This is a genomic window from Deinococcus cellulosilyticus NBRC 106333 = KACC 11606, from assembly GCF_007990775.1.
Classification (GTDB): Bacteria; Deinococcota; Deinococci; order Deinococcales; family Deinococcaceae; genus Deinococcus_C; species Deinococcus_C cellulosilyticus.
In genome coordinates, this window is record NZ_BJXB01000005.1 from 135,667 (window position 1) to 161,395 (window position 25,729).

Here is a 25,729-nt window from a genome sequence, read left to right on the forward strand (position 1 = left end):
CAATATGCAATCAAATGATGCAGTTCCAGAAATTTCCGATTTCACCCAGCGCACCACCCCCAGTTTTCGCTTTCTCTGTGCATACTGGCTGGTGGGACAGGCACTGGTGGCACGGGTGGAATCCACACTGCAAAACGAGGAAAAAATGGACCTGCGAGAACTGATTGTGCTGTCCTATCTGGCGGCAGGCACCAGTTACCCCAGCGAGGTGGCCCAGCACATCCTGCTGCCCAAATACGAGGTGAGCCGTACCCTGGACCGCCTGCTCAAAAAAGGCCTGATTGAACGTCAGGTGGATGAAAAAGACGCCAGACGCATGCAGTTCAGGGTGACCCATGCCGGGCTTGAAGCCCAGCTCAGGGCCCTTGAGCTCACCGAAGATGCCACCTCACCGCTCCTGATGCAACTTCAGGACACCGAAACATTCGTGAACCAGATGGAGATGCTCTCCCAACTCGCGCAGGAGGACCTGAAATGACCCAGACCCTGAGAGGCGGAACCCAGAAGACCAACCGTGAACCCATCCCCACCCAGCGGGTGTCCAGGGATGTGAAAGGCAACTGGCACATCTACGGCTTCGAAGAGGCCCGCCAGATCCTGCGCAGCGATGTCACCACCCAGGCAGGCTTTCTGGCCGAATCGGTGCGGGGCATGAAAGGCCTCACCAACCAGCCTGTGCTGTTTGCAGATGGGGAAGAACACCACCTCTACCGCACCGAAGTGGCCCGTTTCTTCTCACCCACCACGGTGGAAAAATACCGCAGCATGATGGAGGCGTGCATTGACCGTTTCCTGCAGGAAGCCGTTCAGAAAAAGAAAATTGACCTGAGTGACATCAGTCTGCGCATTGCTGTGCGGGTGGCCGCCCAGGTGGTGGGCCTCACCGAAAGTGACCCGGATCAGATGGCGCAGCGGCTCGGGGCCTTTTTTCAGCAGGATGCCAACCGGGACGCTCCAAAGTACGTGCAGATCATGCGCTTTCTGACCAATCAGGTCAAACTCTTCCACTTTTATCAAAGAGATGTCAAACCAGCCATCAAAGCCCGCATGATCCAGCCCAGAGAGGACGTGATCAGCCATGTGCTGGGCAAAGGGTACTCGAACATGGAGGTGCTGACCGAATGCATCACGTATGGGGCTGCAGGCATGGTCACCACCCGTGAATTCATCCAGATTGCCTCCTGGCACCTGCTCGAACAACCCCGCCTGAAAGACCGCTATCTGGTCGCCTCTGAAAAGGAACGCATGGCGATCCTCGGAGAGATCCTGCGGGTGGAGCCTGTGGTGGGACAGCTGTTTCGCAGAATGCAGGGAGACATGGAACTCACCAGCGACAACCAGACCTTCCAGCTGAAAAAAGGCGATCTGGTGGCCCTTCACGTCTATGGGGCCAACGAGGACCCGCGCACGGTTGGAGAAGACGCCCGACAGGTGTGCCCCCACCGGGACCTGCCCAGAGGGGTGCAGGCTCCGGTGATGAGCTTTGGAGATGGACACCACCGCTGCCCTGGAGCCTTCCTGGCTTTACAGGAAACGGACATTTTCCTGATGCGCTTTTTGCGCCTGCCTGTGAAGTTCAAGGCCCCCCAGATGACCTGGGTGGAACTCATCCAGAGTTACGAACTGCGAAAATTCGAGATGGAAATTGGCTGAACTTCTTTGCTGGCCCTCTGCGAAGGGGGAGGGCCAGCAGGTCTGGAGAGGGGATCAGGAAGGGTCAGGCTCTCTGGCACACACATCTCCTGCCGCATCCATCTGCTCTGTGGCCTGACTGCGCCTGACATTCCAGCTGCGCCAGTCCTGCTTCTCTGCCAGGTCTTGTTGCCAGCTTTCCAGCACCGTTCTGCAGTTGGGCGCGTTCTGCAACCGGGGAAGAACCAGTGGGGCTGCATCTGCTCCCAGCCTTCTGAAGTGGCTCCAGTCCTCCGGGCTCAGTGGCAGCTCGCGGTTCAGGTTGGTCTGCACGATGATGCGGGTGGGTTGCAGAAAATTCATGCCCGCAATCAGCACCAGACCCAGCACGATGGAGCCAAAAGTGAAACGGTCGTAGGTTTTCTGGAACAGCATCACCATGAACCACACCAGCACCAGACCCACCCACACCATGAAGATCAGGGTGAGCAGGCGGTCTTCGGTCTGCCCGTAGGTCGAGACGTAGAGCATCATGCGTTTCCAGGCACTGAGCAGCATCACCAGCACACAGAGGATCAGGGTCAGGTTCAGTCCCTTGTACAGCAGCAGAAGATGAACTTTGCTGTCCTGCAGGCGGTAAACCAGCAAGAGCAGGCCCAGCATCAGGGTGGCTGTGAAGATCATTTCAAAGAAACCTTTGCGGGCATATTCGGCGTAGGTCAGTCCGGTCAGGGCAGTGATCTGGTCCTGCCCTCCAAAGAAATAAGCGAACTGCACCCCGATGAAGGCCACAAACAGCACGGTCAGGGCAGACAGCAGCATGCTGCTCTCGGTCCAGCCCAGACGGACCATGGTGCGCAGGTCTCCAGCAGGCTCGGGAAGGGGGGTGTTCAGCAGGGAGAGGTGCATGCTTCCCAGGGCGAGGTATGCGGTTCCCAGAATTCCTGGCACCTGCACCAGAAACGCACTGAGGTTCCAGCTGAAAAGCCCATCCAGCAGGCTGTTGAACGCGGCATCTGCACTTCTGAGCAGCAGGGTGAAGACCAGCAGCACCGGAACGGTGATCACCACACCCCTCAGCAGGGCTGCATTGCGTCCAGAGGAGGTGGAAGGCTCTGTCTTCTCGCGGGTCCAGCGGGTTTCTGAGATCAGCAGCAGTGCGCCCACAAACACACTGAGGGCACTTCCCACCCACATCACCACGTAATGAAAGACACCCCCACGGGCAAGCCTGCCTTCGCGAAAGGTTGGAAGGGCCAGACTCAGGCAAACCAGCAGCGCAAACCCATTGAGGAGGTGCAGCACAGTGGAGTCCTGCCAGACAAAAGTGAGGCTGAACAGCAGGGCTGTCCACAACAGAGGCTGTCCTGGCCCCCGTGCTGGAATGCGGTTGAGTTGGGCCATCACCCTCAGTCCGAGAATCAGGGTCAGCACACTGAGGGGCAGGTTGAGGCCCACCCCCGGGGTGTCCATCAGGTGGTGCACGATCAGGCCCATCACCAGTGCAATCAGGATGGCATTCTGGGTGATGCGTCTGGGAATGGCCGATTGGTGTGAATTCATAAACCCCTCCGTCATGAGTAACTTACACATCATGTGTATTTAACTCATGATGTGTGCATGAGGTGGAATGAGAAGATGATCACAAAAGCAGGGTTTCGGGCAGAGGAGCCACAGGCAGCAGGAGAAGAGTCTCAATCCCCTGCAACAAAAAACAGGAGACTCAAGGGTCTCCTGCGAATCTCCAGGGGTGTTTATTCCTGCTGGAAATCTGCCAGAAAAAACTCTGGAAAAGCGTTACTTTCCTGAAAGGCCCTTTGCAGGGCAAGCTCTCCGGTGGCAGGACCAAATTTGAACCCGTGTCCAGAGCAGGCAGAAACCACTGTGGTTTTCGGCGTCACCCGATCAATCACAAAGTTTTCGTCCGGGGTGCTGGTGTACAGGCAGGTGACCACTTCAGAGGGTTCAGGAGAAACTTCAGGCATGAAAGTTTCCAGCCAGTGGCCCATTTTTTGCAGCAGGGCAGGATTGGGCTCAAAAGTGCGGGTCTGAGGAGTCACTTCAGGTCCCTGGTGGTGCAGACCAAATTTCACACCGGGTTTGCCCAGTTGTGGAAAACCATAAGGACCACGCACCAGATCAATCACCACAGGCATCGCTGGGAAATGGAATCTGCTGTCTGGAGCTGCATGGTAGGACACCTGTTCCTGGGTGGCCTGCAGGGGCAGAGGAGAGGGCAGGAGTGCATTCATCCAGGCCCCTGCACAGACCAGCACCTGATCGGGGGTGTACGTCCAGCGCTCGGTGACCACTTTTCCATGATCGATCTCCAGCACAGGGGTGTTTTCCTGAATGCTGACCCCCTGCTCGCGCAGAAATCCGGCCAGAGCAGGCAGCAGGTCATCGGGTTTCAGGATGCCTGCGTCTTTCTGGTAAAGCACAGCTTCATTTTCTGGAATGTGGAACTGGGGAAAGCGTTCCATCGCTGCTGCAGCAGAGAGAAGTTCATGAGGGATCTGCTCTGCATCCAGTGCAGCCATGTGTTTTTTCAGGAGGGGATGTTCTGCTGGCGCGATGTCGATCCCACCTCCCAGATGCAACACCTGCATGCCCAGATGGTCTTCCAGTTCCTGCCACAGGGCATATGCCCGTTTTGCCAGCCTGACATATTCCGGGGAATCATAAGAATACCGGATGATGCGGGATTCTCCATGACTGCTGCCCAGCGTGTGGCCCAGTGAAAACTGTTCAATGACAGTGACCTGATGGCCCTGTTTCCAGGCGGCGTAAGCACAGGACAGTCCGTTCAAACCTGCTCCGATGATGAGGATCTGGGTCATGTTCACCTCTGGACCGAGTATACCCTTTCAGATTAGATGCCCATCTATATAGACAGACATCTAATTAGATGATAGTCTATAGACATGGACGAGGTGCTGCTCAAACTCAAGGCCCTCGCAGACCCCACACGCCTCAAGATCATTGAACTGCTGCGGTCCATCTGCGACAAAGAAGATTGCGAAAAGGACCCCGAAGACCCCACCTGCTACGGCATCAGCATCAGCCAGTCGCTCGGGCTCACCCAGCCCACCGTCAGCCACCACATGAAAGTCCTGGTGGAAGCCGGACTGGTCACCTCGACCCGCGAAGGCAACACCGTCTATTTCTCCCTGAACGGTGAAGGCTTCAAGCCCCTCACCCAGTTTCTGGAGCAGTACCAGAACGTTCCCAGCTGCGAAAGCTGACCTCACCCAGACCGCCCTGCAGGAAGATCCATCAGGATCTTCCCACCTCCCCTCATGCCCAGACCGCGAAAGGAATCTCCCATGTCAGACCTGCAAGATATGCGCCAGATTGAAGTTCGGGACCGTTACCAGGACCACCTCACAGACCTGAAAGTCCACCAACTGCACACCCAGATCACCCCCTCACCCCTGCGGCTCATGGCTGCCCACACCCTCAGAACCCTCGCTGACCTCATCGAAGGCAAAGCCCGTGTGATGGTGGTGTATCCCGAACAGCACTTCAAAGCTTCCTGAAGCCCCTGGGTTACGGGTTAGAATGAACCCGCATGAAAACCGACAACCTTTTCACCAATGTTCACCTGAATCCTGCCGAAGGCTTCCACGTGCGCCCCTTCAGCGGAGAGAACACCACCCTGCTGCACATCCAGCTCGAAGCTGGCAAAATTGCCCCCAGACACAACCACATCCACGAACAGCTGACCCTGGTGGTCTCTGGCGAGCTTGAATACGAACTTGAAGGTGAAGTTCAGGTCCTGACCGCTGGACAGGTGGTCTTTGTCCCCTCCAACGCCTTCCACAGTGCAAAAGCCCTGACCGACACCGTGGTGATCGAGGCCTTCTCACCTGCCCGCACGGATTTGCAGGAGAAGCTGGCTGCACTGGAAGGGAAGTAGCCGAGGGCCCAAGGCCGAGAGCCGAGGGCAAATACAAAGCTGAGGCTCTCGGCATTCTTGGAAAATCAGCCATTTTGGTCTGCCCGGATAAGGTACACTGTAGGAATGTGCCTTTGATGCACATTTCGCCTGAATCCCAGGTGGGAAGGATCACAGCATGACCAAAGAGAACAGCCCCGAGAGCCTGCACGAACTCATCGACGCCATTGAAGCTGGCGAAATTGATGAGGACACCGAAGCAGATCTGGAAGAAGGGGAATACCAGAGTTTAGACGAGATTTTCGCGGAAATTGCCGCTTTGAAAGAGCAGGTCGCCGCCCAGGGGCGCGAAATTGCTGAACTGAAAAAAGCACTGGAAGGCCGCAAACCCGAGCGTTCTTTTGAGCGCAGCGACCGTGGCGAGCGTTCCTTTGACCGCGGTGACCGTGGTGGTTTCCGTGGGGATCGTGGCGACCGTGGCGAGCGTTCTTTTGACCGTGGAGGAGACCGCGGTGGCTTCCGTGGCAACCGTGAAGGTGGGGACCGTGGCGGTTTCCGCAGTGACCGTGGTGAGCGTTCCTTCGACCGCGGTGGTGACCGTGGCGAGCGCTCCTTTGATCGTGGCGACCGTGGTGGCGACCGTGGCGGCGACCGTGGCGGATTCCGTGGCCGCGATGACAACTTCCGTGGTGAGCGCAGCTGGGGCGACCGCAGACCCCGCGATGAAGGTCGGGACTTCCGCACCGGAGAGCGTTCTGACCGTGGTGACCGTGGCGGCGACCGTCCTTCAGGGGACCGTGGTGGTTTCCGCAGTGATCGTGGGGATCGTCCCACCAGCGACCGTGGTGGCTTCCGTGGCAACCGCGAAGGCGGGGACCGTGGCGGTTTCCGTGGCAACGACCGTGGCGAGGGTGGTTTCCGCCCCAGAGCCGAAGGCCGTCCTGAGCGCAAGGAAGGCGAAGACACCTTCAAGCCCCGTGCCCGCAAGGACCATGGCTGGGGCAAAAAGCGCGACTGATTTTCACACGCTTTCGAGTGCAGCACCAGGTTTTCGGACCCGGTGCTGTTTCTTTTGGATTTCCTTACATTTTCGTGATGGTGCATTGCAAAGCTCAGACAATTGACAGGCATGATGGTCCGGTAAGTTCAGGCTGAGACCTCGCTGATGGGTCCGGCCTGTGTGCGAAGCCTGCCGGATGCCTCAAAGAGGAGAGCCCCATCATGAAAACACACCACCTCAGCGTCTCAGACTCCATCTATGAACTGTCCGATGAGTGGTACATCCGCGAGGATGTGATCGTTGATCGCTTCCACATCGACTATGTGCTGGTCTCCCGTTTCGGGGCATTCAGCATTCTGGAACGCCTGGACCAGGAAAAAATCAAGGTGCAGGACAAATCCCTCTACATGGATGGGAAACTGCAGGACTATCTGGTCCGTGAACACCTTGGAGCGACCAGGCGCCTTGAAGGTGTCCTCAAAATGAAAGTCAAACCCCTGATCGTCTTCAAGCAGGACATCAATGGAGGCGTGGTGCAAGGCGTGCAAGTGTTGCCGTTGCAGCACCTGAGCAGCCACATCGAGTTTTTCTGGCAGAAGGTCTACACCTTCGAGGATGTGATGACCGCCTGCCGCACCCTGCGTCCCATGCTGGAAGCAAAACCTGACCGCAAAGCCACAGAGGCCTTCAGCCGTGGTCTCCTGATGGGCATGGTCTCAGGTTCTGCCTCTGCAACACCCGCAGGAGCAGCACTCAGTTTTTGAATCCCCCTGAGTGACATATTCTCTTGTTCATGTGCAGATCTGGCACTCAGGGGAATCAAAAAGGGAAGCGCGCACGCTTCCCTTTCTTTCAATGCTGCCTGTTTCAGGCCTGATGGCTCTGGAACCCGCCCCCATTGTTGCCCTGCCATCTGGGTTTGGGGGCAAACTTGCTGAGGATGGTCGAGTTGTCGTAGGCCACCGAGGCCTCCACCCATTTGAAGGTGCTGCTCAGCGCCCGGATGCCCTCACTGGAGAGCTTCATTCCGGAGACTTCCAGACTGGCGAACATGCCATTCCCGGAAACTTTCATGCGCACCGGGAGGTTGCCAGCGTACTCGTCCATGAAGCTTGCCAGTTCACGCAGGGCGTCGTTGTCGGTCTGGTCGAGGTCCAGGTTCAGCCAGGCCACCTTGGGCACATCCACCAGACTGTCGATGGTGACGATCTCCTCGGCAATGGCCCGGATGGAGCCCTCGGAGTCTTCCAGATCGACGATCACCAGTGCAGGGGAGTCGGGGATCAGTTTGTGCTGAACCCGATCGTAGGCTTTGCTGAAGGCCACCAGTTCAATCACTCCGGATTCATCGGCGAGGTTGAATTTGGCCATCATGCCTCCGGATTTGGTGGGTTTCTTGACGATGGCTTCCAGCATGCCTGCGAGCACCACTTTCAGGCGGCCATTGTTCGGGCGGTTTTGCTGGAAGTAGTTTTCGTAGTTCAGGATGGTGCAGCTTGCGGCTTCTCTGAGACCTTCATACTGCTCCAGAGGGTGACCGGAGATGTAGAGGCCCAGGGCTTCTTTCTCTGCAGCCAGTTTTTCCAGTTCGGTGAAGGGTTCCACCTGCTTCAGTTTGGGCTCGGGCATGGTGGTTGCTGCCCCGAACAGCGAATCCATCCCGTTGTCCTGCTGGCTCGCCTGACCGAAGCTCAGGGCCTCTTCCAGGGATTCCAGCAGGGCCTTGCGGTCCCCAAACATGTCGAACGCTCCGGCCTTGATCAGGTTTTCCAGTGCTTTGCGGTTCGCGGTTTTGGAAGACACCCGCTTGCAGAAATCGGGCAGGGATTTGTAGGGTCCGTGGTTGGCACGCTCGGCCAGAATGAACTCCACTGCGTTCTCACCGAGGCCCTTGATGGCATACAGACCGAAGTAGATCTGGCCCTTAACCACTTTGAAGTCTGCGCCAGAGTGGTTGATGTCTGGAGGAAGCACCACCACACCCATCTTGCGGGCATCATTCACGTATTCGGCCACTTTGTCTGAATCACGGCGTTCCACAGTCAACAAGGCAGCCATGAATTCAACAGGGTGGTTTGCTTTTAACCACGCTGTTTGATATGATATTACGCCATATGCGGCACTGTGACTTTTATTGAATCCGTAATTGGCGAACTTTTCCAGCAAATCAAAGAGCTTATTTGCTTCATCTTCCGGAACCCCATTATTTTTAGATCCATTTACAAACAAAATGCGCTGGTTTTTCATTTCATTGGCATCTTTTTTGCCCATCGCCCGTCGCAGCAAATCTGCTCCACCCAGTGAGTATCCGGCCACTGTGGAAGCAATCTGCATGATCTGTTCCTGATAAACGGGAATGCCGTAGGTTTCGCGCAGGATCGGCTCCAGCCATTTTTCAGAAGTGGGGAAATCCGGGTAGGTCACGGGCTCCTGACCGTGGTGGCGTCGGATGTAGGTCGGGATGTTCTCCATGGGTCCCGGACGGTACAGGGCGGACATGGCGACCAGATCGGCGAGACGCTTGGGTTTCATGCGTCTGGTGGCGTCGGCAATGCCGCCCCCTTCAAACTGGAAGATCCCTTTGCACTCTCCGCGTCCCATCAGGTCAAAGGTGGCCTCATCATCAAAAGGGATCTCATCGAAGTTGATGTTGAGGTGCTTTGAGTCCTTGAGGATCTTTCTGGCTTCGTCCAGGAACGAAAGGGTGCGCAGTCCCAGGAAGTCCATCTTGATCAGGCCGATGTCCTCGCAGGCTTTCATGTCGTACTGGCAGACGATGCCCTCTCCGGAGTTGTCCCGCATCAGGGGCACCAGATCGGTGAGGTTGTCTCTGCCGATCACCACCCCTGCGGCGTGCACCGAGGCGTGACGGGTCAGGCCTTCAAGTTTCTGGGCGAACTCATAAGCTGCGGCCAGTTCCTTGTTGGCTTTCAGCATCTCCTGAATGTCTGGCACACTCTCACGGGCCTGTTCCAGCGAGTAGCTCTTGCCGAATTTCACGGGAATCAGCTTGGAGACCTTGTCCACATCTGCGTAGGCCACGCCCATCACACGGGACACGTCTTTCAGACACGCCTTGGAGGCCATGGTTCCGAAGGTGGCGATCTGGGCGACCTTGTCATCCCCGTACTTTTCACGGACGTACGCAATCACCTCTTCACGCCTCTGATCGTTGAAGTCGATGTCAAAGTCAGGCATGGAGATGCGGTCCGGGTTCAGGAAGCGCTCGAAGAGCAGTTCAAACTCCAGAGGATCAAGGTTGGTGATGCGGATGGCGTAGGCAACGAGAGATCCTGCTCCCGATCCACGTCCGGGTCCCACGGAAATGTCATGGTCCTTGGCCCAGTTGATGTAGTCGGCCACGATCAGGAAGTAATCCGGGAAGCCCATGTTGTTGATCACGGACAGTTCGTATTCCGCACGCCTGAGGAGCACCAGGGCATGGTCATACTGCGCTTTGGTGAACCCCTCCATGCACTCGCCGTCTTTGCAGCGCTGTTCCATCTCTTCAAGGGCAGGGTATTTGGTGTATTTTTCGCCCACAGCTTTGCCCAGGTCCTCCCAGAGGGAGCCCATGAAAGCCATTGCTGCGTACAACGTCTCAAACTCAGCAGTCTGGGGATGGAAGTTCGGGAGGCGTTTTTTCAGTTTGCTGGTGTGACCTGCAAAATCAATGGCTTCAAACTTCGCTTCAGTGAATTTCTCTCCATCCAATCTGGGTTCATAGAGGGACTGGTAGTAGGCTTTCAGAACTTCAGGCTGCTGTGCCCTCTCCCAGGACTGGCAGATGTACTCCCGGATCAGGGGCTCGGTCAGATGCTCGGGGTAGCGTTTCATCATGCCCCGGTAGGTCTGCACCCGGAGTTCCTCGGACATGGTGCGGCCTTCAGGGATGGGGAGGGCAGGCATCTGGTATACGCGCTTTTTACCTACAGGCAACTCCACATTGCACATGCGGGCAATTTCGGCGGTGTTGTCAAAGGGCTCCTCACCCCAAACATCCACAGGGAGGGCCTGCTGCATTTCATCGAGGCTCTTGACGTAGAACTCCTCGCAGGGGAACTTGAAGCGGTTCTCGTCTGCCAGGGTGGCTTTGGTCTGAATGGCCAGCAGGGCATCGTGGGGTTTGGCGTCCTCGCGCTTCACGTAGTGCCCATCGTTGGTCGCAACCATCCCAATGCCAAGCTCTTTTGCCCAGGTTCTCAGGATCTCATTCACCCGCACCTGCTCGGGAATCCCGTGGTCCTGCACCTCAATGAAGTAATTCTCTTTGAAAAGGTTCTGGTACCACAACAGGCGCTCTTTGGCCTGTTCCAGACGGTCCTGCATGATCAGTTGAGGCACTTCTGCCCCCAGGCACCCGGAGAAGGCAATGATGCCCTTGTGGTGCTCCATCAAGAGTTCATGGTCAATCCGAGGCTTGTAGTAATAGCCTTCGGTGTAACCCCTGGAAGTCAGACGGCACAGGTTCTGGTACCCCTCGAAATCCCGGGCCAGCAACGTCAGGTGAAAAATGCCCTTCTCTCCGCTCTGGCCGGGCTTCTTGTCTCTGCGGGTGCCCATTCCTGGAACCACATAGGCCTCATACCCGATGATGGGTTTGACCCCCATCTGCTGGGCATAATTGAAGAAATGTACGGCCCCGTGCATGTTGCCGTGGTCGGTGATGGCACAGGCTGGATCATTGGGGGTGACCTCCTTGACCCATTTCAGCAGGTCCTTCAGTTTGGCCGCACCATCCAGCAAAGAATACTGGGTGTGCTGGTGCAGGTGGGCAAACTTGCGGGGTGTACAGCTGGAACAGTTCGGATCAATGCAGGGGTCATGCGACATGACACACAGTTTACCCCACCCTTGATTTCAGATGGTGGGCAACACAACGTTGGATTTTCGTTTGTGGGCGTAATGCTCAGGAGGAGCAGAAGGCAGAAGGCATTCAAATCGCTTCTGCTTCAGCATGTCTGGAGATGACCATGGAAAATAACAAGCAGTGGACCCCATCAACCTTTGCCTTCTGCTTTCTGCCTTCTGCAACGACCTCTGCAGTGTTCTTCTCTCAGGCAAGCTGCTCCATGTTATCTTGACCCTGTGCAGTGGCTCAAACAGAAACTCCTCGCCCTTCTGGGGGCAGCTTTTGCCTCGGTGGTTTTGCTGACCTTCCTGTTGAAACTTCGCCCGGACCTTGAAGAGGCCCAGTCTGGAGCGCTTTTTGTGGGTCTGGGCATTGTGATTTTTGGCAGCCTGCCCGTGCTCCTGATTTCCAGGCTTTCTGATGGGTGGACGCCCAGATTTGGAGCACGCAGAAAGTGGATGGCTTTGCTGGTGCATGTGTTGCTGGGGGCTGTGCTGGCTTTCCTGGCTGTGCGGACCTGGCAGGGTATTCCCTTTGTGGTGTTCCTGATGGTGGTCTTCTGGTGGCTGGATGAGCGCATCCGCCATTCTGCCGTGCGTCCTCCCGAGAAATGAACAGATGTGTCCAATTTGGAGGGATTCTGAAAACTGGACGCTAACCTGAACACATGGTGTTCTGGAGATGGTTTGGAAGAAAATTGCTGGCCCTGCTCGTCGCTTCCCTGGTGATTGCCTTCCTGATGGGCGTTCTCACCCGCCTGGATGGAACATGGAAAGAGTCCTTTGCGGTCTTTGGCCTGACGGCTTTTTTTGCACCCATTTATGGGTTCATTCCTGGGTTTCTGGTCACGGGTCTTTCGGACTGGCTGTCTCCCAGAAGCCGCTTTCCCAGGGAAACCACTGCTCTGGTCATTCACATGTTTGGGGGAGCCCTGTTCCTGTGGTTTGCAGGTCCTTATTTTGGCTGGCTGGGTGTGGTGGCTGCCCTGCTCTTCTGGTGGGTGGACGAGCGCCTGAAACCTTCAGGCTTCAGCACTTCACGTCATGTTGTTGTGGGATGAGGTGGGTTTCAGTTTCTCTCCTCACTGTGGAGGCCAGACCTGCTTTTCAGAAGCGTATTCTGGAGCACTGTGGGATTTTCTGTTTGATGTTTGCATTTGCTGCCCTTGAATGAACTGGCATCTCTTTCATTCAAGGCCCGTTATACTTTATGCACCATGCGCATCTTGATGTCTCTGGCCCTCTGTTTGCTGCTCACCGGATGTGAGGTGGAACGAAAATCCCAGCAGAACCAGAGCCGCACCGTGCAGGAGAAAACCCAGAAAGTCACCCCTGAGAAAGACATCCATCAGGCAGAGTGGCGCACCGTGAAGCAGGGCAAGCTCAACCTGAGCCAGGTCACGTACCTGAGTGAGGGCCTGAAGATTGATGCTCTGGTGTGTGCTCCCCAGAACCTGAAAGCGGGAACCCCCCTCCTGATGCTGGAACATGGCGGCTTTGACACCGAGACCGATCCCAGAAAGTGCAATGAATACGCCCAGATGGGGTATGTCATTGCCCAGAGTGCCTACAGGGGGCAGGGGAGAAGTGAGGGCAAGGTGGAGGCCTGCCTCGGGGAGGTCAACGACTCTCTGGCCCTGAAACAGGTGGTGCAGGACCGCCTGAAGACGCAGGGTGTGGTTCATGTGGGCGTCAGTCTGGGGGGATGCATTGCCCTGAAAGCTGCAGCCCAGCAAAAGGATGTCAAAGGTGTGGCCATTCTGGTGACCCCGATGGATTTTGCCCAGCAGATCCGCATTTTGCGGGCCACCCGTCCCGATGCGCTATCTCGCTGGTTCGAGATTTTTGGTGGAACGCCAGAAGAAGCACCGGAGCAGTATGAAAAACGTCGTCCCATTGCCGCAGCACCCCAGGTGAATGCCCCCATCCTCAACCTGATTGCTGCCCAGGACCCTCTGATTCCTTACAAACAGCAGTGTGACCTGCTTTCTGTGCGCAAAAAAGCAGGAAAGATGGTGGAGGTGGTCCATCTGGCCCGCAATGGTGCCCCCAATCCACCCCTGCAGCAACGCTATGTTTGTGAGGGTGAAGGAAAACCCGCCTTCAAACTTCCAGAATTCAAGCCTCAGGACTTCAAAAATCAGGATGTCTTTGTGACCTACTATGACCTGCACCACACCAGCACAGCACACATGTGGAAGACCGTGCAGGATTTCCTGCGGACCGTGGCCCCATTGCCCTGAGCTCCCACAACGTCCTTAGGGTTTGCTGCTAGTCTGGTGAAGTGCCCCTGCCCGACTGGCTCTTGAGCCTCAACCCTTTTTTATTGCACGGACTGCTTTTTGTGGTGCTGCTGATCGAGGGCATCGGGGTGCCAGGAATTCCCTTTGAGTTGCTGTGGATCACGGAAGGCCTGCTCATCCATGCCCAGAAAACCACTTTCTGGGAAGCTGTGCTGTGGGGAACCCTGGGGAACTGGATGGGCAATGTGCTGGGTTACGTCTTCGGACATAAAATTGCGGCTTATCTTCCAGAAAAAGCCCGCAACGCCATCAAATTGAAAGACGTCAAACGCTGGTACGAGAAGTACGACTTCTGGGTGATCATCCTCAGCCGCTGGCTGGGTTTTTTGCGCACACCTTTTATTCTTTATGCAGGTGCCGCCGGAATGAGCCTCAGACGGTACACCGTTTTCAGCCTGATCGGGGCTTTTTTGTGGGTGGCCGTCTGGCAGTATGGTCTCTGGAAATCCGGAGAGGCTTTCCTGAAGTGGTGGCAGCAGTATCAACTCATCATCATCGGGGTGTGCGTGCTCGTGGGGGTGGTCAGTGTGGTGTTCATGCTCAGGAAGAAAAAAAGGGCCGAGGGCCGAGAGTCCAGGGCCGAGAGCTAAAGGCAGTCAACAGGCCAGCGCTTTTGCTCTTGGCGAATCCTCTGTGAGATTCATCTTGTTGGCAGTGCTCTAAACTCAGCGTTTCGCTGGTTTTTGATCATTGCCCCTGGAAACTTTTTGCTCTCGGCTCTCGGCCCTGGGCCCTCGGCTCAGCGTTCTTTGTTGCAGGCTTTCATTTCCCCTTCACCCACCCATGAAACCCTGTATTGTTTAGGCAACCCCACATGTCGCTTTTTGTGTGTCAGGCGCAGAGAGACATCTGCAATCCAGACTGTTACCGCTTGAGAGACTTTGCACAAAGTGCGCAAGGACAAGAGTCCCGAGTGGCCCCACCTACAATTGAAGGGCGCAGCAGAGGAGGCACCAAAAGCAATTTTGTGTGCTAGAGGAAAGGTTTACACCCCTAGGCCGCTATGGTACTCTTTTTGCGGGGCTTGAGCCTTAACTTACATCAAGCTTTCACCACAATTTAGACTCAGCGCGATCGGGACATCGCAATTGCCAAAATATGCGACCCGGTCCGTTCATTACGGAAAGGAGGAGAGGTTTGGAAGCGTCGAGTGGTCGAATCATCAGCGAACTCGCTCAGAAGGAGCGTGCGCTCGCAGCTGAGATCGAAGCAGCCCAGACGGAAGCCAAGCGCACCATCGAGAACGCCGAAGCAGAAGCAAAACGCATTCTGTCCGAAGCCGAAACCGTGGCAAGACAGCTGGCAACCAACAATGCGCAACGACTGACAGCCGAGCAGGAACGCATCCGCAATGCGGAGCGTGAAGCTGCACATGCATCAGTTGAAGCCGAGAGAACCCGCGCCGCAGGGCGTGTGGATCAGGCTGTGGATCTCATCTTGAAGGCGGTACTCCCGTGATCGCAAAAATGCAGCAAGTCACCATTGCCGCTCGCAAGAGCGATGCAAGGCGACTGATTTCTGCCCTGCAGGATGCCGGAGTGCTTCACATCACCCCCGTAGAGACCCAGGAACTTTCCACCGGAGCCCTGACCGGGCAGGACGCTGAAGACCGTAAAAACACGGAGCGCCTGCTCGCCCGCGTGGACACCACCCTGGGTGAACTCGGAAATCCCGTTCTCCCCAGTGGCCCTCTGCCTGCAGAAGCCAACTGGGTCAGCACTGTTGAGGCTGTGGCAAAAGAAACCGGAGTCCTCACCCATGAGCGCACAGCACTGGAGTCAGACCTTTCTCTGGCCCAGTCCTTCGCAGATGTGGTGAAGGCCCTGGCAGAAGTCGCTCAGGGACTCGACGCCTCCAGACGTCTCAGTGTGATTCCCTTCACCCTGGACGCCAAGCAGGACGCTGGTCTCCTGCAACAAACCCTGCAAAGCGACCTCAAGGACCGGTTTGCCATGGACTTCAAGAACGTTGGCAATCTGCGCGCTGGCGTTGTTGTGGTCAAAAACCAGGACCGTGATGTGGCCCGTCAGGCTCTCTCCAGAGCCCGTGTGGGCGAACTCCGCCTGCCTGGCCGTTTCGACGGGATGCCCCTCGGGGATGCTGCCCGCGAAATGGACCGGGTGAACCGCGAAGCTCCGGGTCAGATTCAACGCATCCGGGACCAGGTCAACGGTCTGGCACACCAGCATGGCAGCACCCTTGCCGCCATCCGGGACGCCCTCAGAGATCGGGTCACCGCTTTCGAAGTGCAGGTGCAGAGTGCCCGTGGCCGTTACGGCATGGTCTTGCAGGGCTTCGTTCCTGCAGACAACGCCAGCGAGCTGCAAAACGCACTCAAGCAGTTCGATGTGGCTGTAGAAATGCAGGCTGCAGACGAGCACCACGCTGAAAACGTTCCCGTTAAACTCAAAAACAACAGCTTCGTGCAAAACTTTGAGTTCCTGCTGAACGTCTCTCAGCCTCCCAAATACGGCACCTTCGATCCCAGCTGGATCGTGACGGTGTTCTTCCCCCTGTTCTTCGGTTTCGTGATCGCAGACATCGGACTGGGACTCTTGTTCCTTGCCCTCTCCATATGGGCCATGGGGCAGGCCAGAGCTGGCAAGAGCATCACCATCGGGTTCATGGGCATTGTCCTTGACCCCAAAACCCTGAAGAATGTCGCCACCGTGCTCACCACCATGAGCGTCTGGGCCATTCTGTGGGGCTTCCTCACCGGAGAGTTCTTCGGCAACTTCTTTGAGCACCTCGGCATCTTTTACATTGATCCCGCGCTGACCAAACAGATCTGGGGCGTCACCCTGTCCCACCATGCCGAAGCCCACCATGCTGCAGTTTCCTTCCCGATTCTCTACCCCCGGGTGGACTCTGCTTTCGCCACCACCGTCATGCTGCACACCCTGTTCATGGGAATCATCTTCCTGCTGTGGAGCTGGGGCCTCAAAGCCCAGGTCAGCTTCAAGCACGGCCATGCCAGCCACGGCTGGGAAGGCCTGGGGATGGTTGGCGGTCTGATTGGTCTGGTGCTGCTGGCCTGGATCTCCGAAGCCGGTAAAAACTTCGGCGCACTGGGCAATGTCCTTGGTGACTGGCGCGTGCTGGTCATGCTGCTGGGCTTCCTGATCTTCCTGATCGGGGTCTTCCGCTCAGGGGTCTACCTGATGTTCATGGAAATCCTGTCCCAGGGCGGAAACATCATCAGCTTCAGCCGTCTTTTCGCTGTGGGTCTGGCTTCCGCTCTGCTGGCCAACCTCGCCACCGACGTGGGCTGGGGCATGTACAAGAGCATGGGCTTCATCGGTGCCATCCTTGGCGTTGTGGCTGCCCTGCTGGTTCACGCCTTCGCGATTGCCCTCACCATCATTGGTCACGTGATGCAGCCTCTGCGTTTGAATTACGTGGAATTCTTAAACCCCACCGGTTTCTACACCGAGACCGGCCCTCGCTACAATCCGCTGAGAAAACTCAGCAGACAAAAGTAAATTTCCGGAGGAAACACATGAAGAAACTGGCTACCATTCTCGCTGCTTTTGCCCTCGCTAGCATCGCATTCGCCCAGGAAGCTAACGGTGACGCCCTTGTCGCCGGACTCAAAGCCATCGGTGCAGGTCTCGCCGTCGGTCTCGGTGCCATCGGTACCGGTCTGGCCCAGGGCCGCGTGGGTTCCGCTGCTGCTGGCGTGATTGCCGAAAGCCCTGAAAAATTCGGTACCATGCTGATTCTGTTCGTGATTCCCGAGTCTCTGGTGATCTTCGGCTTCGTGGGCATGTTCATCCTCAACGGCTAAAAGCCGTGTGGGGACCACACGGCCCCCGCAGGAACCTGGAGACCATGAATGTCAAACCTAGCATCGATTCTCGAAACTGAAGTCCGCGAGGAAATCGCTCAGATCAAACGGCAATCCCAGGAGAAAGCCGCTGAGATCGTGAACCAGGCCAAAGAGCAGGCCCAGGGTCTGCTCGAAAGCCGCAAGCGTGCCCTCGAAGGTGAATTTAATGCGGGAGTCGTGCGGGCGAAGAGTGCTGCAAGTCTTGAAGTTGCAGCACTCCGCCTCTCAGCAGCCGACAGCGTGCAAAAGCGCGCTTTCGTCGAGGCAGAACAAAAAATTCGCGACCTCGCGAACAGCCAGTCTGCTGAGTACCGCACGATCCTCGGGAAGCTCATCGAGGAAGCCAGAGGAGCCATTGCTGAGCCTGAAGCCGTCGAGGTGAACCCCGCCGACCTGCTGCTGGCCCAGGATGTGCTGGCAGATCTGGGCATCACCGCCACCGTTCGTGGCAACGACCAGATTCAGACCGGCGTGCGTCTGGTGGCCAGAGGTGGCCGCACCAGTGTGCAGAACACCCTTCTTGGACGCCTCGCTCAAAGTCGCGACAGCCTTGCTTCTCAGGTGGCCCGCGTTCTCGCCGAATAAGGAGGAGACGTGGCAGACGATTACGGATACATCAACGCCCGCATCAAGATGATGCGTGGTGCCCTGCTTGAAGACCGCCACCTCGATGAGGCCGTCGGTGCAGCCACCTACTCTGAATACCTGCGTGTGCTCAGTGAAACCTCCATCCGCGAGGACCTCGGGGACGCCACTGCCCAGGGTGCAGGGCTGAATGAGCTGGATGCTGCCCTCAGCCAGAACCTCTTCCGGGTGGTTCGCAAAGTCCAGGGTCTGGCCAGTGGTCAGGCCAAAAAGGAAATTGACGTTCTGATTGCCCGCTGGGACCTCCTGAACATCAAAACCCTGGTTCGTGGTGTGATCACCGGACGCAGCTCCCAGGACATCCTCGCAGGTCTGATTCCTGCCGGAACCATCAAATGGGGCGTGCTGCAGGCCGCTGCCAACAGCACCGACCTCGCAGGACTGGCCCAGACCCTCTCCATTGGCAGTGGTTTCCTGGGACGCACCCTGCGTCAGGCCGTCTCTGCTGGAGCCACCGAACTGCTCGACATCGAAGTGGCCCTGGACCAGGACTACTTCAAAACGGCCCTGGCTGCTGCCCGTGAAAACAGCCTCAGGCGCTACCTGGCCCGTGAAGTGGACATTCGCAACATCCTGACCGCCCTGCAACTGCGGGGAGGCAACCTCAGTGCCCGCTACTTTGTGCCCGGAGGCAGCCTGAACGAAGGCGACTTCATGCGCATTGCTGGTGGAGACAGCACAGTCTCTGACCCGGACCTCCAGCGCCTGCTGGAAGCCGGAAGCCTGGACCGCGCCGAAACCCTCAGCCGTGGACTGCTGGACCGCATCAGCCGCAACGTGTCCATGTCGGACGTGCTTGGCCCCGGTGTGGCCCTGGATTTCCTGCGCCGCAAAGAGGTCGAGATTGCCCGACTGCGCCTGATTGGCCGTGGCAAATTCTACGGGGTCCCCGCAGACAACATCAGACAGGAGCTCGGAAATGCATAAGGTCGTGGTTTTGGCAGATTCAGAAACCGCCACCGGCTACCGCCTGGCAGGTGTGGAAGTGGTGGAAGCCAACAGCGAGAACGCTGTGAAAGCCCTGGAAGGGCTCATCACCCAGGGCAATTACGGTCTGGTCGCTGTGGACTCCGGTCTCATTGCAGATCCTGCAAAGGCTGCAGAACGGGCCATGCGTGGTCGGGACCTCCCGATCCTGCTGCCCATCCCCAGCCTCAAAGACGCTTTCAGCACCGAAACGGTGGACGCCAAGGCCTACATGGGCAAACTTGTGCGCGACACCATCGGCTTTGACATCAAGCTCTAACGTTCACAGGGTAACAGTTGACCTTTCAAGGTCACGATAAGATGGGGAGCAGTCCCTAAAAACCTGTGTCCAGTCTGTCACTGGTAACCTTTCAAGGAGGAACATGAGCACCAAAACTGGTGTAATCCTGAAAATTGCTGGTCCTGCGGTGATTGCCGGGGGCATGTACGGCGCAAAGATGTACGACATCGTGCGCGTCGGTACCGAACGCCTCGTGGGTGAGATCATCCGTCTGGACGGCGACACTGCATTCGTGCAGGTGTACGAAGACACTTCCGGCGTGACCGTCGGTGAGCCTGTGGCCACCACCGGTCTGCCCCTCTCCGTGGAGCTTGGCCCTGGCATGCTCAACGGCATCTACGACGGGATTCAGCGTCCCCTCGACAAGATCCGTGAAGCCTCCGGCGACTTCATTGCCCGTGGCATTGACGTCTCCGCCCTGAACCGCACCCAGAAATGGGCCTTCACCCCCAGCGTCAAAGCTGGTGACACCGTGAGCGGCTCCAGCATCCTGGGCACTGTGCCCGAGTTCAGCTTCACCCACAAAATCCTGACCCCTCCCAACGTGAGCGGCGTCCTGAAGAGCGTGGTTCCCGCTGGTGAATACACCATCGACGACACCATCGCTGAACTGGAAGACGGCACCAAGCTGCGTCTGGCCCACTACTGGCCTGTGCGTCAGCCCCGCCCTGTCGCCAAGAAGAAAGACCCCAGCCTGCCCTTCCTCACCGGAATGCGCATTCTGGACGTGCTCTTCCCCCTGGTGATGGGTGGCGCAGCAGCGATCCCCGGTCCCTTCGGTTCCGGCAAGACCGTGACCCAGCAGTCCGTTGCCAAATACGGCAACGCTGACATCGTGGTTTACGTGGGATGCGGCGAGCGTGGCAACGAGATGACCGACGTGCTGGTGGAATTCCCCGAACTGGAAGACCCCAAGACCGGCGGACCCCTCATGCACCGCACCATCCTCATCGCCAACACCTCCAACATGCCCGTGGCTGCCCGTGAAGCCTCCGTGTACACCGGCATCACCCTCGCCGAGTACTTCCGCGACCAGGGTTACGGCGTCTCCCTCATGGCAGACTCCACCAGCCGCTGGGCCGAAGCGCTCCGTGAAATCTCCTCCCGTCTGGAAGAGATGCCCGCAGAAGAAGGGTACCCCCCGTACCTTGCCGCCAAACTGGCTGCCTTCTATGAGCGTGCCGGTGCTGTGGTGACCCTCGCTGGTGAAGACGGAGCCGTGTCCGTGATCGGCGCTGTTTCCCCCGCAGGTGGAGACATGTCCGAGCCCGTGACCCAGGCCACCCTGCGTATTACTGGCGCTTTCTGGCGTCTGGATGCCGGTCTGGCCCGCCGCCGTCACTTCCCCGCCATCAACTGGAACGGCTCCTATTCGCTGTTCACCCCCATCCTGGACAGCTGGTACCGCGAAAACGTCGGTCCCGACTTCCCCGAGCTTCGTGGCCGCATCGCCAAGATCCTCCAGGAAGAAGCCAAGCTCCAGGAAGTGGTGCAACTCGTGGGTCCCGACGCCCTGCAGGACAACGAGCGTCTGATCATCGAGTCTGGCCGCATGCTCCGTCAGGACTTCCTGCAGCAGAACGGATTCGACCCCGTCGACGCCAGCGCTTCGATGCCCAAGAACTACGGCCTCATGAAGATGATGCTGAAGTACTACGAGAAGGCCTCCGAAGCCGTCCGCAAGGGTGCCACCATCGACGAGATCCTGGCCAGCCCCGTGAACGAGAAGCTGTCCCGTGCCCGTTACGTGCCCGAAGGTGAGTTCGCCAACTACACCACCACCGTGCTGAACGAACTCGACAGCGCCTTCGCCGTGAAAGCGTAAGAGGAGTAGAACCCGATGCTCAAAAAAGAGTACACCGATGTCAGCTACATCTCAGGTCCTCTGCTGTTCGTCAACGCAGCGTCCGACCTGAACTACGGCGCCATCGTGGAGATCAAAGACGCCAGAAACCGCATCCGCGGTGGACAGGTGATCGAAGTTTCCAGCGAATACGCCGTGATCCAGATCTTCGAAGAAACCTCCGGACTTGACCTGGCCACCGCCAGCGTCAGCCTGGTGGAAGACGTGGCCCGTCTGGGCGTGTCCAAAGAGATGATCGGTCGCCGCTTCAGCGGTCTGGGCCGTCCCATCGACGGACTGCCCCCCGTGGTCGCCGAGCAGCGCCTCTCCATCAACGGACAGGCCATGAACCCTGCGGCCCGCGACAAGCCCGAAGAGTTCATTCAGACCGGCATCTCCACCATCGACGTGAACACCAGCCTGATCCGTGGACAGAAACTGCCGATTTTCTCCGGCTCCGGTCTGCCCCACAACGAACTTGCTGCCCAGATTGCCCGTCAGGCCAAAGTGCCCGGACACGAAGGGGACTTCGCCGTGGTGTTCGCAGCGATGGGTCTGACCCAGCGCGAAGTGAGCTTCTTCACCCAGGAATTCGAAAGAACCGGCGCTCTGGCCCGTTCCATCCTCTTCCTGAACAAGGCAGACGACCCCGCCGTGGAAAGGCTCCTGACCCCCCGCATGGCCCTCACCGCCGCCGAGTACCTTGCTTTCGAGCATGACTACCACGTGCTGGTGATCCTCACCGACCTGACCAACTACTGCGAAGCCCTCCGTGAAATCGGTGGTGCCCGTGAAGAGATTCCCGGTCGCCGTGGCTTCCCCGGCTACATGTACACCGACCTTGCCAACCTTTACGAGCGCGCAGGTGTGATTCAGGGCAAGAAGGGCTCTGTGACCCAGATCCCCATTCTCTCCATGCCCGACGATGACATCACCCACCCCATCCCTGACCTCACCGGATACATCACCGAAGGCCAGATCGTGGTGGACCGCACCCTGAACCGCAAAGGCGTGTACCCCCCCATCAACCCCCTGCCCTCCCTGAGCCGTCTGATGGGCAACGGGATTGGCAAGGGCAAGACCCGTGCAGACCACAAGAACGTTTCTGACCAGCTGTTCGCTGCGTACTCCAACGGCCTTGACCTGCGCAAACTGGTGGCCATCACCGGTGAAGACGCCCTCACCGAAAACGACAAACTGTACCTGCGCTTCGCAGATGACTTCGAAGAGTACTTCCTCAACCAGGGAGACCAGGACCGCTCCATCGAAGACAGCCTGACGGTCGCATGGGCACTGCTCTCCAAACTTCCCAAGAGCGAGCTGACCCGCATCGGCAAGGATTCCATCGACAAGTACTACGGTGAGAAACTTGACGACATGTGGCGCGGCGGCCGCAACATGGGCATCTGATAGCCGAAGCTTAAGCTTCGGCTATCAGACGGAATTAACCAACCTGAGCAGGCATCAAGGTAAGATGGTACAACTTGATGCCTCTCCCTCTGAAGGCCGAACTTCAGTGAACGCTACAAAGGAGCAAGCATGGCCGGACAAATCAGCCCCACCCGCACTGCACTGCTCGCCAGCAAGGCCCAGAAAAAACTGGCCAGCGACGGTGCAGACCTGCTCAAAAGAAAAAGAGACGCCCTGATCGGAGAATTCTTCGCACTGGTGAGAGACGCTCTCGCTGCCCGCGAAGATCTTGCCTCCGTGTCCAAGGGTGCTTACCTGAGCCTCTTTACCGCCAAAGCCTGGGACAGCCCTGAAGCCGTGGAAAGCCTTGCCCTCGCCCGTCCAAGTGAGCTGCAAGTCGATCTGCAGGTGGAGAGCGTCTACGGGGTGAAGGTCCCCAAAATCGACCTCCCCAAATTCTCATCGGACGTGCCCTTCTCACCCATCGGTGTGGGTGCACGCACCATGACCGCAGCGCAGGATTTCCAGAAGGTGCTCTCCGCGATCATTCGCGTGGCCGCCACGGAAACCAAACTGCGCCGCATCGGGGAAGAGATCAAAAAGACCTCCCGCCGCGTGAACGCCCTCGAACAGATCGTGATCCCTGGTGTGGAAGACGACATCCGCTTCATCCGTGGTGTGTTGGATCAGCGTGAACGTGAAGAGTCTTTCCGTCTGAAGAAGATCAAGGCCAAACTCGAGCGCGAAGAAGAGAAGGCCCAGCAAGAAGCCCGCGAAGCCCAGCAGGCAGCGGACTGATCCTCAAAAACAGTGTCCCCCAGAGCAATCTGGGGGATTTTTTTGTTTATGGGAGGAGGGGGAGAGGAAGACACGTCTCGCACTCAAACGCGAGCAATCCCGACACTTGCATCTTGCTCCCGCCACATCTCATCCACCGTCACAAAATCAAACTCCCGAGCTTTGAGTTCTGGCAGCAGAGCATCCGTGATTTTTGCGATTCTGGGACCCATGGGTTGTCCCTCATGCAGGTCCAGAATCATGCCGCCTTGGGCGTGCTGCATCACCTGTTTGACGGTGGCTTTGATGCTCTGCACCCAGTGCAGGGGAATGCTGCTGACCAGGACGGTGCGGTAATCCCATTCTTTGAGGCTTCGCAGGGTGGCAGGGACCACAGCACCATAAGGAGGCCGCACGTCACGCAGGTCTGCCGCCTGGATGCCTGTGATGTCCGTCAGGAGGTCCCTGGTGCGCTCCAGATCCTTCTGAAGCTGTCTGGTGCCCAGCAGAGGGAAGGGACGGTGGGTCCAGCCGTGCAGGGCCACCTGATGGCCTGCTCTGGCTGCAGCCTGAACCAGCGCAGCATTCTTTTCGAGGTTTTCGCCCAGCCAGAAAAACGTCGCTTTGACCTGATGTTTGTCCAGAACCTCCAGCAATTGCAGGGTATCGACGGGGTGGGGGCCATCGTCGAAGGTCAGTGCGAATTGCGGGTGGGATTTGCCCATCCAGAGGATCTCTGGAAAAAGCTGCTGCATTCTCGGGTAAACAGCGAAAGGAGAATGCTTCGGTGGGGTTCTGGTGGGTACAGGGATAGACACTGCCTGACAGTCTAACCTTTCACCCCTCACGGGAACCTTTCATTGGGTGTGAGGGGGTCTTAATGAAGGGCAATTTTCTGGTGTTTTGATGACCCTTTATGCCCTTGTCGATTCCCAGGAGACTGGTGTAAAATTTCTTCACAAAAGAACGCGGGTGTAGCTCAGTCGGTAGAGCGTCAGCTTCCCAAGCTGAAAGTCACGAGTTCGAGTCTCGTTACCCGCTCCAGAAAAGAAAGTCCAGCACAGGAAAAACCGGAGGTGTCAGCTTCCGGTCTTTTTCTTGTGACCCCTGTTTGACCCCTTTTCGATTTTCAGACCCCCGTTTTTGATCAGACTGGGGGTCTGCAGGGCAGCCTGCTTCTTCAGGTGCTCTTGCGCTTTGGTGTAGATGTCCAGGGTCAAACGGGTGTCAGCATGGCCCACGAGGGTACTGACAGTTTTGGGGTCCACGCCCTGGCTGATCAGCCACGTTACATAGCTGTGGCGCAGGTCGTGAATGCGGAAGTTGGGCAGGCCTAGGCGTTGCAGGATCTTCTTGAATTCCCGTCTGATGTTGTTCTGGGAGAGCATGCCCCCCTCTCGGCTGGCGAACACCCACATTTCTGGCGTCCAGAGTTTGCCCAGCTCTGACTTCTGCACAATCTGGTGTTCGATGAGCAGGGTGATCAGGTCAGGGTGCAGGTACAGGGTGCGCTGGCTGGTGGTGGTCTTCAGGCCTGTGAGCCTCGGACCTCCCATGTAGGTGACTGCCCGGGAGAGGCTGACGGTCCCTGCTTCCAGGTCCAGATCCTGCCACTGCAAACCCAGAGCCTCCCCAAAACGGAGCCCCAGGGCAATGATGGTGTAAAGCACTGGGTAGTATCGGGTGCTGGCCTCTGCCTCTGTGAGCAACTGGGTGATCTGATCCTGAGTGAGGATTTGCGCCACCTTCTCGGTTTTGACGTTCGGCACTTCGGTCAGCAGGTTGGGATTGGTGGCCAGGATCTGATACTTCACAGCCCGATTCAGGGCACTCGTGATAAAACTGCGGGTGTGCAGGATCACAGAGCGGCTGTACCCTGCTCGGGCCAGCGCCTGGTAGAGCTCATCAAGTTGCCGGGTGTTCAGCTGGCCCAGGGGAATGTGGCCAACTGTTTTGGTGTAACCAATGTATTCCCCATACCGTTTGATGGTGCCTTCGCGTTTCCCGGTACTCTGTGCTGCAGCGTGGGATTCGAGCCATTCGCGCAGGGTAAGCTTCCCGCTGGTGATGAGTTCCCCCTTGGCATACTTCACCTGGGTTTTACGGATTTTTTCGAGCAGTTCCTTCTCAGTTTTGGCGTACACGCTGATGCGTTTGCTCTGGCCAGTCACAGGGTCCGGGGCATACATACGGTATTCCAGCCTGCCATCAGCTCGCTCTCGGATCTCACCTTCACCATGCAGACGGGGTTTCAGTTTCTTCTTGGGGGGCATA

Annotated in this window: 25 protein-coding genes and 1 tRNA gene; 21 read left to right on the top strand and 5 right to left on the bottom strand. The window is 57.4% G+C overall.

The features are described 5' to 3' along the window. Positions 1 to 4 precede the first annotated feature (4 nt). Both DC3_RS07225 and DC3_RS07230 read left to right on the top strand, forming a co-directional pair. Positions 5 to 478, top strand: coding sequence for a MarR family winged helix-turn-helix transcriptional regulator (locus DC3_RS07225; protein ID WP_146883496.1), 474 nt, complete (start codon positions 5 to 7; stop codon positions 476 to 478). Continuing rightward, complete coding sequence (locus tag DC3_RS07230) at positions 475 to 1,653, top strand: cytochrome P450 (protein WP_146883498.1); 1,179 nt, start codon at positions 475 to 477, stop codon at positions 1,651 to 1,653. The genes DC3_RS07225 and DC3_RS07230 overlap by 4 nt, the downstream gene beginning before the upstream one ends. 54 nt (positions 1,654 to 1,707) lie before the next feature. On the opposite strand, the gene DC3_RS07235 is transcribed toward DC3_RS07230, so the two are convergent. Both DC3_RS07235 and solA read right to left on the bottom strand, forming a co-directional pair. Continuing rightward, positions 1,708 to 3,195 carry a DUF4153 domain-containing protein gene (locus DC3_RS07235; protein ID WP_186815897.1) on the bottom strand — a complete coding sequence of 496 codons (1,488 nt, stop codon included), beginning with the start codon at positions 3,193 to 3,195 and terminating at the stop codon, positions 1,708 to 1,710. Positions 3,196 to 3,386: 191 nt separating this feature from the next. Further along, positions 3,387 to 4,472 carry an N-methyl-L-tryptophan oxidase gene (solA, locus tag DC3_RS07240; RefSeq protein WP_146883502.1) on the bottom strand — a complete coding sequence of 362 codons (1,086 nt, stop codon included), beginning with the start codon at positions 4,470 to 4,472 and terminating at the stop codon, positions 3,387 to 3,389. An 84-nt stretch (positions 4,473 to 4,556) separates the two neighbouring features. Here solA and DC3_RS07245 point away from each other — a divergent pair, with 84 nt between their 5' ends. The 5 genes from DC3_RS07245 to DC3_RS07265 all read left to right on the top strand — a co-directional run bounded on the left by DC3_RS07245 (position 4,557) and on the right by DC3_RS07265 (position 7,294). Further along, complete coding sequence (locus DC3_RS07245) at positions 4,557 to 4,877, top strand: ArsR/SmtB family transcription factor (protein ID WP_146883504.1); 321 nt, start codon at positions 4,557 to 4,559, stop codon at positions 4,875 to 4,877. An 81-nt stretch (positions 4,878 to 4,958) separates the two neighbouring features. Further along, positions 4,959 to 5,171: a hypothetical protein gene (locus tag DC3_RS07250; protein ID WP_146883506.1), complete on the top strand. Its 213-nt coding sequence runs from the start codon at positions 4,959 to 4,961 to the stop codon at positions 5,169 to 5,171. Between the two features lie 32 nt (positions 5,172 to 5,203). Further along, the gene (locus DC3_RS07255; protein ID WP_146883508.1) at positions 5,204 to 5,551 is read left to right on the top strand and encodes a cupin domain-containing protein; all 348 of its coding nucleotides are present in this window, start codon (positions 5,204 to 5,206) and stop codon (positions 5,549 to 5,551) included. 157 nt (positions 5,552 to 5,708) lie between these two features. Then, positions 5,709 to 6,548, top strand: a complete 840-nt coding sequence (locus tag DC3_RS07260; RefSeq protein WP_146883510.1) for a hypothetical protein — start codon at positions 5,709 to 5,711, stop codon at positions 6,546 to 6,548. A gap of 203 nt (positions 6,549 to 6,751) precedes the next feature. After that, the gene (locus DC3_RS07265; RefSeq protein WP_146883511.1) at positions 6,752 to 7,294 is read left to right on the top strand and encodes a hypothetical protein; all 543 of its coding nucleotides are present in this window, start codon (positions 6,752 to 6,754) and stop codon (positions 7,292 to 7,294) included. A 103-nt stretch (positions 7,295 to 7,397) separates the two neighbouring features. Here the strand turns inward: DC3_RS07265 and dnaE are convergent, their stop codons facing one another. Beyond that, entirely contained in the window at positions 7,398 to 11,363 is a 3,966-nt protein-coding gene (gene dnaE, locus DC3_RS07270; protein WP_146883513.1) for a DNA polymerase III subunit alpha, read from the bottom strand. A 255-nt stretch (positions 11,364 to 11,618) separates the two neighbouring features. Between dnaE and DC3_RS07275 the strand changes: the two genes are divergently transcribed. The 13 genes from DC3_RS07275 (at position 11,619) to DC3_RS07335 (ending at position 23,476) form a co-directional block, all read left to right on the top strand. Beyond that, the gene (locus DC3_RS07275) at positions 11,619 to 11,996 is read left to right on the top strand and encodes a hypothetical protein (protein WP_146883516.1); all 378 of its coding nucleotides are present in this window, start codon (positions 11,619 to 11,621) and stop codon (positions 11,994 to 11,996) included. Positions 11,997 to 12,049: 53 nt separating this feature from the next. Then, on the top strand, positions 12,050 to 12,442 hold the full coding sequence (locus DC3_RS07280; RefSeq protein ID WP_146883518.1) for a hypothetical protein: 393 nt from the start codon (positions 12,050 to 12,052) through the stop codon (positions 12,440 to 12,442). 156 nt (positions 12,443 to 12,598) lie between these two features. Continuing rightward, a complete protein-coding gene (locus DC3_RS07285; protein ID WP_146883520.1) occupies positions 12,599 to 13,624 on the top strand; it encodes an alpha/beta hydrolase family protein in 1,026 nt (341 codons plus the stop codon). Positions 13,625 to 13,665: 41 nt separating this feature from the next. Next, positions 13,666 to 14,274 carry a DedA family protein gene (locus tag DC3_RS07290; protein ID WP_146883522.1) on the top strand — a complete coding sequence of 203 codons (609 nt, stop codon included), beginning with the start codon at positions 13,666 to 13,668 and terminating at the stop codon, positions 14,272 to 14,274. 547 nt (positions 14,275 to 14,821) lie between these two features. Further along, positions 14,822 to 15,142, top strand: coding sequence for a V-type ATPase subunit subunit G family protein (locus tag DC3_RS07295; protein WP_146883524.1), 321 nt, complete (start codon positions 14,822 to 14,824; stop codon positions 15,140 to 15,142). Continuing rightward, positions 15,139 to 17,166: a V-type ATP synthase subunit I gene (locus DC3_RS07300; protein WP_246130587.1), complete on the top strand. Its 2,028-nt coding sequence runs from the start codon at positions 15,139 to 15,141 to the stop codon at positions 17,164 to 17,166. Before DC3_RS07295 ends, DC3_RS07300 begins: the two co-directional genes overlap by 4 nt. Positions 17,167 to 17,183: 17 nt before the next feature. After that, positions 17,184 to 17,471 carry an ATP synthase subunit C-like protein gene (locus tag DC3_RS07305; protein ID WP_146883526.1) on the top strand — a complete coding sequence of 96 codons (288 nt, stop codon included), beginning with the start codon at positions 17,184 to 17,186 and terminating at the stop codon, positions 17,469 to 17,471. A 48-nt stretch (positions 17,472 to 17,519) separates the two neighbouring features. Beyond that, positions 17,520 to 18,098, top strand: coding sequence for a V-type ATP synthase subunit E (locus tag DC3_RS07310; RefSeq protein WP_146883528.1), 579 nt, complete (start codon positions 17,520 to 17,522; stop codon positions 18,096 to 18,098). Between the two features lie 9 nt (positions 18,099 to 18,107). Next, entirely contained in the window at positions 18,108 to 19,085 is a 978-nt protein-coding gene (locus tag DC3_RS07315) for a V-type ATPase subunit (protein ID WP_146883530.1), read from the top strand. After that, positions 19,078 to 19,404: a V-type ATP synthase subunit F gene (locus tag DC3_RS07320; protein WP_146883532.1), complete on the top strand. Its 327-nt coding sequence runs from the start codon at positions 19,078 to 19,080 to the stop codon at positions 19,402 to 19,404. The genes DC3_RS07315 and DC3_RS07320 overlap by 8 nt, the downstream gene beginning before the upstream one ends. Before the next feature lie 103 nt (positions 19,405 to 19,507). Further along, positions 19,508 to 21,250, top strand: a complete 1,743-nt coding sequence (locus tag DC3_RS07325) for a V-type ATP synthase subunit A (protein ID WP_146883534.1) — start codon at positions 19,508 to 19,510, stop codon at positions 21,248 to 21,250. Between the two features lie 15 nt (positions 21,251 to 21,265). Beyond that, positions 21,266 to 22,678: a V-type ATP synthase subunit B gene (locus DC3_RS07330; RefSeq protein ID WP_146883536.1), complete on the top strand. Its 1,413-nt coding sequence runs from the start codon at positions 21,266 to 21,268 to the stop codon at positions 22,676 to 22,678. A gap of 129 nt (positions 22,679 to 22,807) precedes the next feature. Next, complete coding sequence (locus DC3_RS07335; protein ID WP_146883538.1) at positions 22,808 to 23,476, top strand: V-type ATP synthase subunit D; 669 nt, start codon at positions 22,808 to 22,810, stop codon at positions 23,474 to 23,476. Positions 23,477 to 23,559: 83 nt separating this feature from the next. On the opposite strand, the gene DC3_RS07340 is transcribed toward DC3_RS07335, so the two are convergent. Then, on the bottom strand, positions 23,560 to 24,273 hold the full coding sequence (locus DC3_RS07340; RefSeq protein ID WP_146883540.1) for a polysaccharide deacetylase family protein: 714 nt from the start codon (positions 24,271 to 24,273) through the stop codon (positions 23,560 to 23,562). Between the two features lie 150 nt (positions 24,274 to 24,423). Between DC3_RS07340 and DC3_RS07345 the strand changes: the two genes are divergently transcribed. Further along, a tRNA-Gly gene (locus tag DC3_RS07345) sits at positions 24,424 to 24,499 on the top strand. A 35-nt stretch (positions 24,500 to 24,534) separates the two neighbouring features. Here the strand turns inward: DC3_RS07345 and DC3_RS07350 are convergent. Then, positions 24,535 to 25,728 (bottom strand): tyrosine-type recombinase/integrase, encoded by a 1,194-nt coding sequence (locus DC3_RS07350; RefSeq protein WP_146883541.1) that lies wholly within the window; start codon positions 25,726 to 25,728, stop codon positions 24,535 to 24,537. Position 25,729: the final 1 nt, after the last annotated feature.

What these genes read in the sequence shown, in the direction of transcription:
- DC3_RS07285 (WP_146883520.1), top strand. Translation starts at nt 12,599, where the DNA reads ATGCGCATCTTGATGTCTCTGGCCCTCTGTTTGCTGCTCACCGGATGT.
- DC3_RS07260 (WP_146883510.1), top strand. Translation starts at nt 5,709, where the DNA reads ATGACCAAAGAGAACAGCCCCGAGAGCCTGCACGAACTCATCGACGCC.
- DC3_RS07250 (WP_146883506.1), top strand. Translation starts at nt 4,959, where the DNA reads ATGTCAGACCTGCAAGATATGCGCCAGATTGAAGTTCGGGACCGTTAC.
- DC3_RS07225 (WP_146883496.1), top strand. Translation starts at nt 5, where the DNA reads ATGCAATCAAATGATGCAGTTCCAGAAATTTCCGATTTCACCCAGCGC.
- DC3_RS07280 (WP_146883518.1), top strand. Translation starts at nt 12,050, where the DNA reads ATGGTGTTCTGGAGATGGTTTGGAAGAAAATTGCTGGCCCTGCTCGTC.
- DC3_RS07245 (WP_146883504.1), top strand. Translation starts at nt 4,557, where the DNA reads ATGGACGAGGTGCTGCTCAAACTCAAGGCCCTCGCAGACCCCACACGC.
- DC3_RS07320 (WP_146883532.1), top strand. Translation starts at nt 19,078, where the DNA reads ATGCATAAGGTCGTGGTTTTGGCAGATTCAGAAACCGCCACCGGCTAC.
- DC3_RS07335 (WP_146883538.1), top strand. Translation starts at nt 22,808, where the DNA reads ATGGCCGGACAAATCAGCCCCACCCGCACTGCACTGCTCGCCAGCAAG.
- dnaE (WP_146883513.1), bottom strand. Translation starts at nt 11,363, where the DNA reads ATGTCGCATGACCCCTGCATTGATCCGAACTGTTCCAGCTGTACACCC.
- DC3_RS07255 (WP_146883508.1), top strand. Translation starts at nt 5,204, where the DNA reads ATGAAAACCGACAACCTTTTCACCAATGTTCACCTGAATCCTGCCGAA.
- DC3_RS07325 (WP_146883534.1), top strand. Translation starts at nt 19,508, where the DNA reads ATGAGCACCAAAACTGGTGTAATCCTGAAAATTGCTGGTCCTGCGGTG.
- DC3_RS07230 (WP_146883498.1), top strand. Translation starts at nt 475, where the DNA reads ATGACCCAGACCCTGAGAGGCGGAACCCAGAAGACCAACCGTGAACCC.
- DC3_RS07235 (WP_186815897.1), bottom strand. Translation starts at nt 3,195, where the DNA reads ATGAATTCACACCAATCGGCCATTCCCAGACGCATCACCCAGAATGCC.
- DC3_RS07265 (WP_146883511.1), top strand. Translation starts at nt 6,752, where the DNA reads ATGAAAACACACCACCTCAGCGTCTCAGACTCCATCTATGAACTGTCC.
- DC3_RS07305 (WP_146883526.1), top strand. Translation starts at nt 17,184, where the DNA reads ATGAAGAAACTGGCTACCATTCTCGCTGCTTTTGCCCTCGCTAGCATC.
- DC3_RS07350 (WP_146883541.1), bottom strand. Translation starts at nt 25,728, where the DNA reads ATGCCCCCCAAGAAGAAACTGAAACCCCGTCTGCATGGTGAAGGTGAG.
- DC3_RS07330 (WP_146883536.1), top strand. Translation starts at nt 21,266, where the DNA reads ATGCTCAAAAAAGAGTACACCGATGTCAGCTACATCTCAGGTCCTCTG.
- DC3_RS07310 (WP_146883528.1), top strand. Translation starts at nt 17,520, where the DNA reads ATGTCAAACCTAGCATCGATTCTCGAAACTGAAGTCCGCGAGGAAATC.
- solA (WP_146883502.1), bottom strand. Translation starts at nt 4,472, where the DNA reads ATGACCCAGATCCTCATCATCGGAGCAGGTTTGAACGGACTGTCCTGT.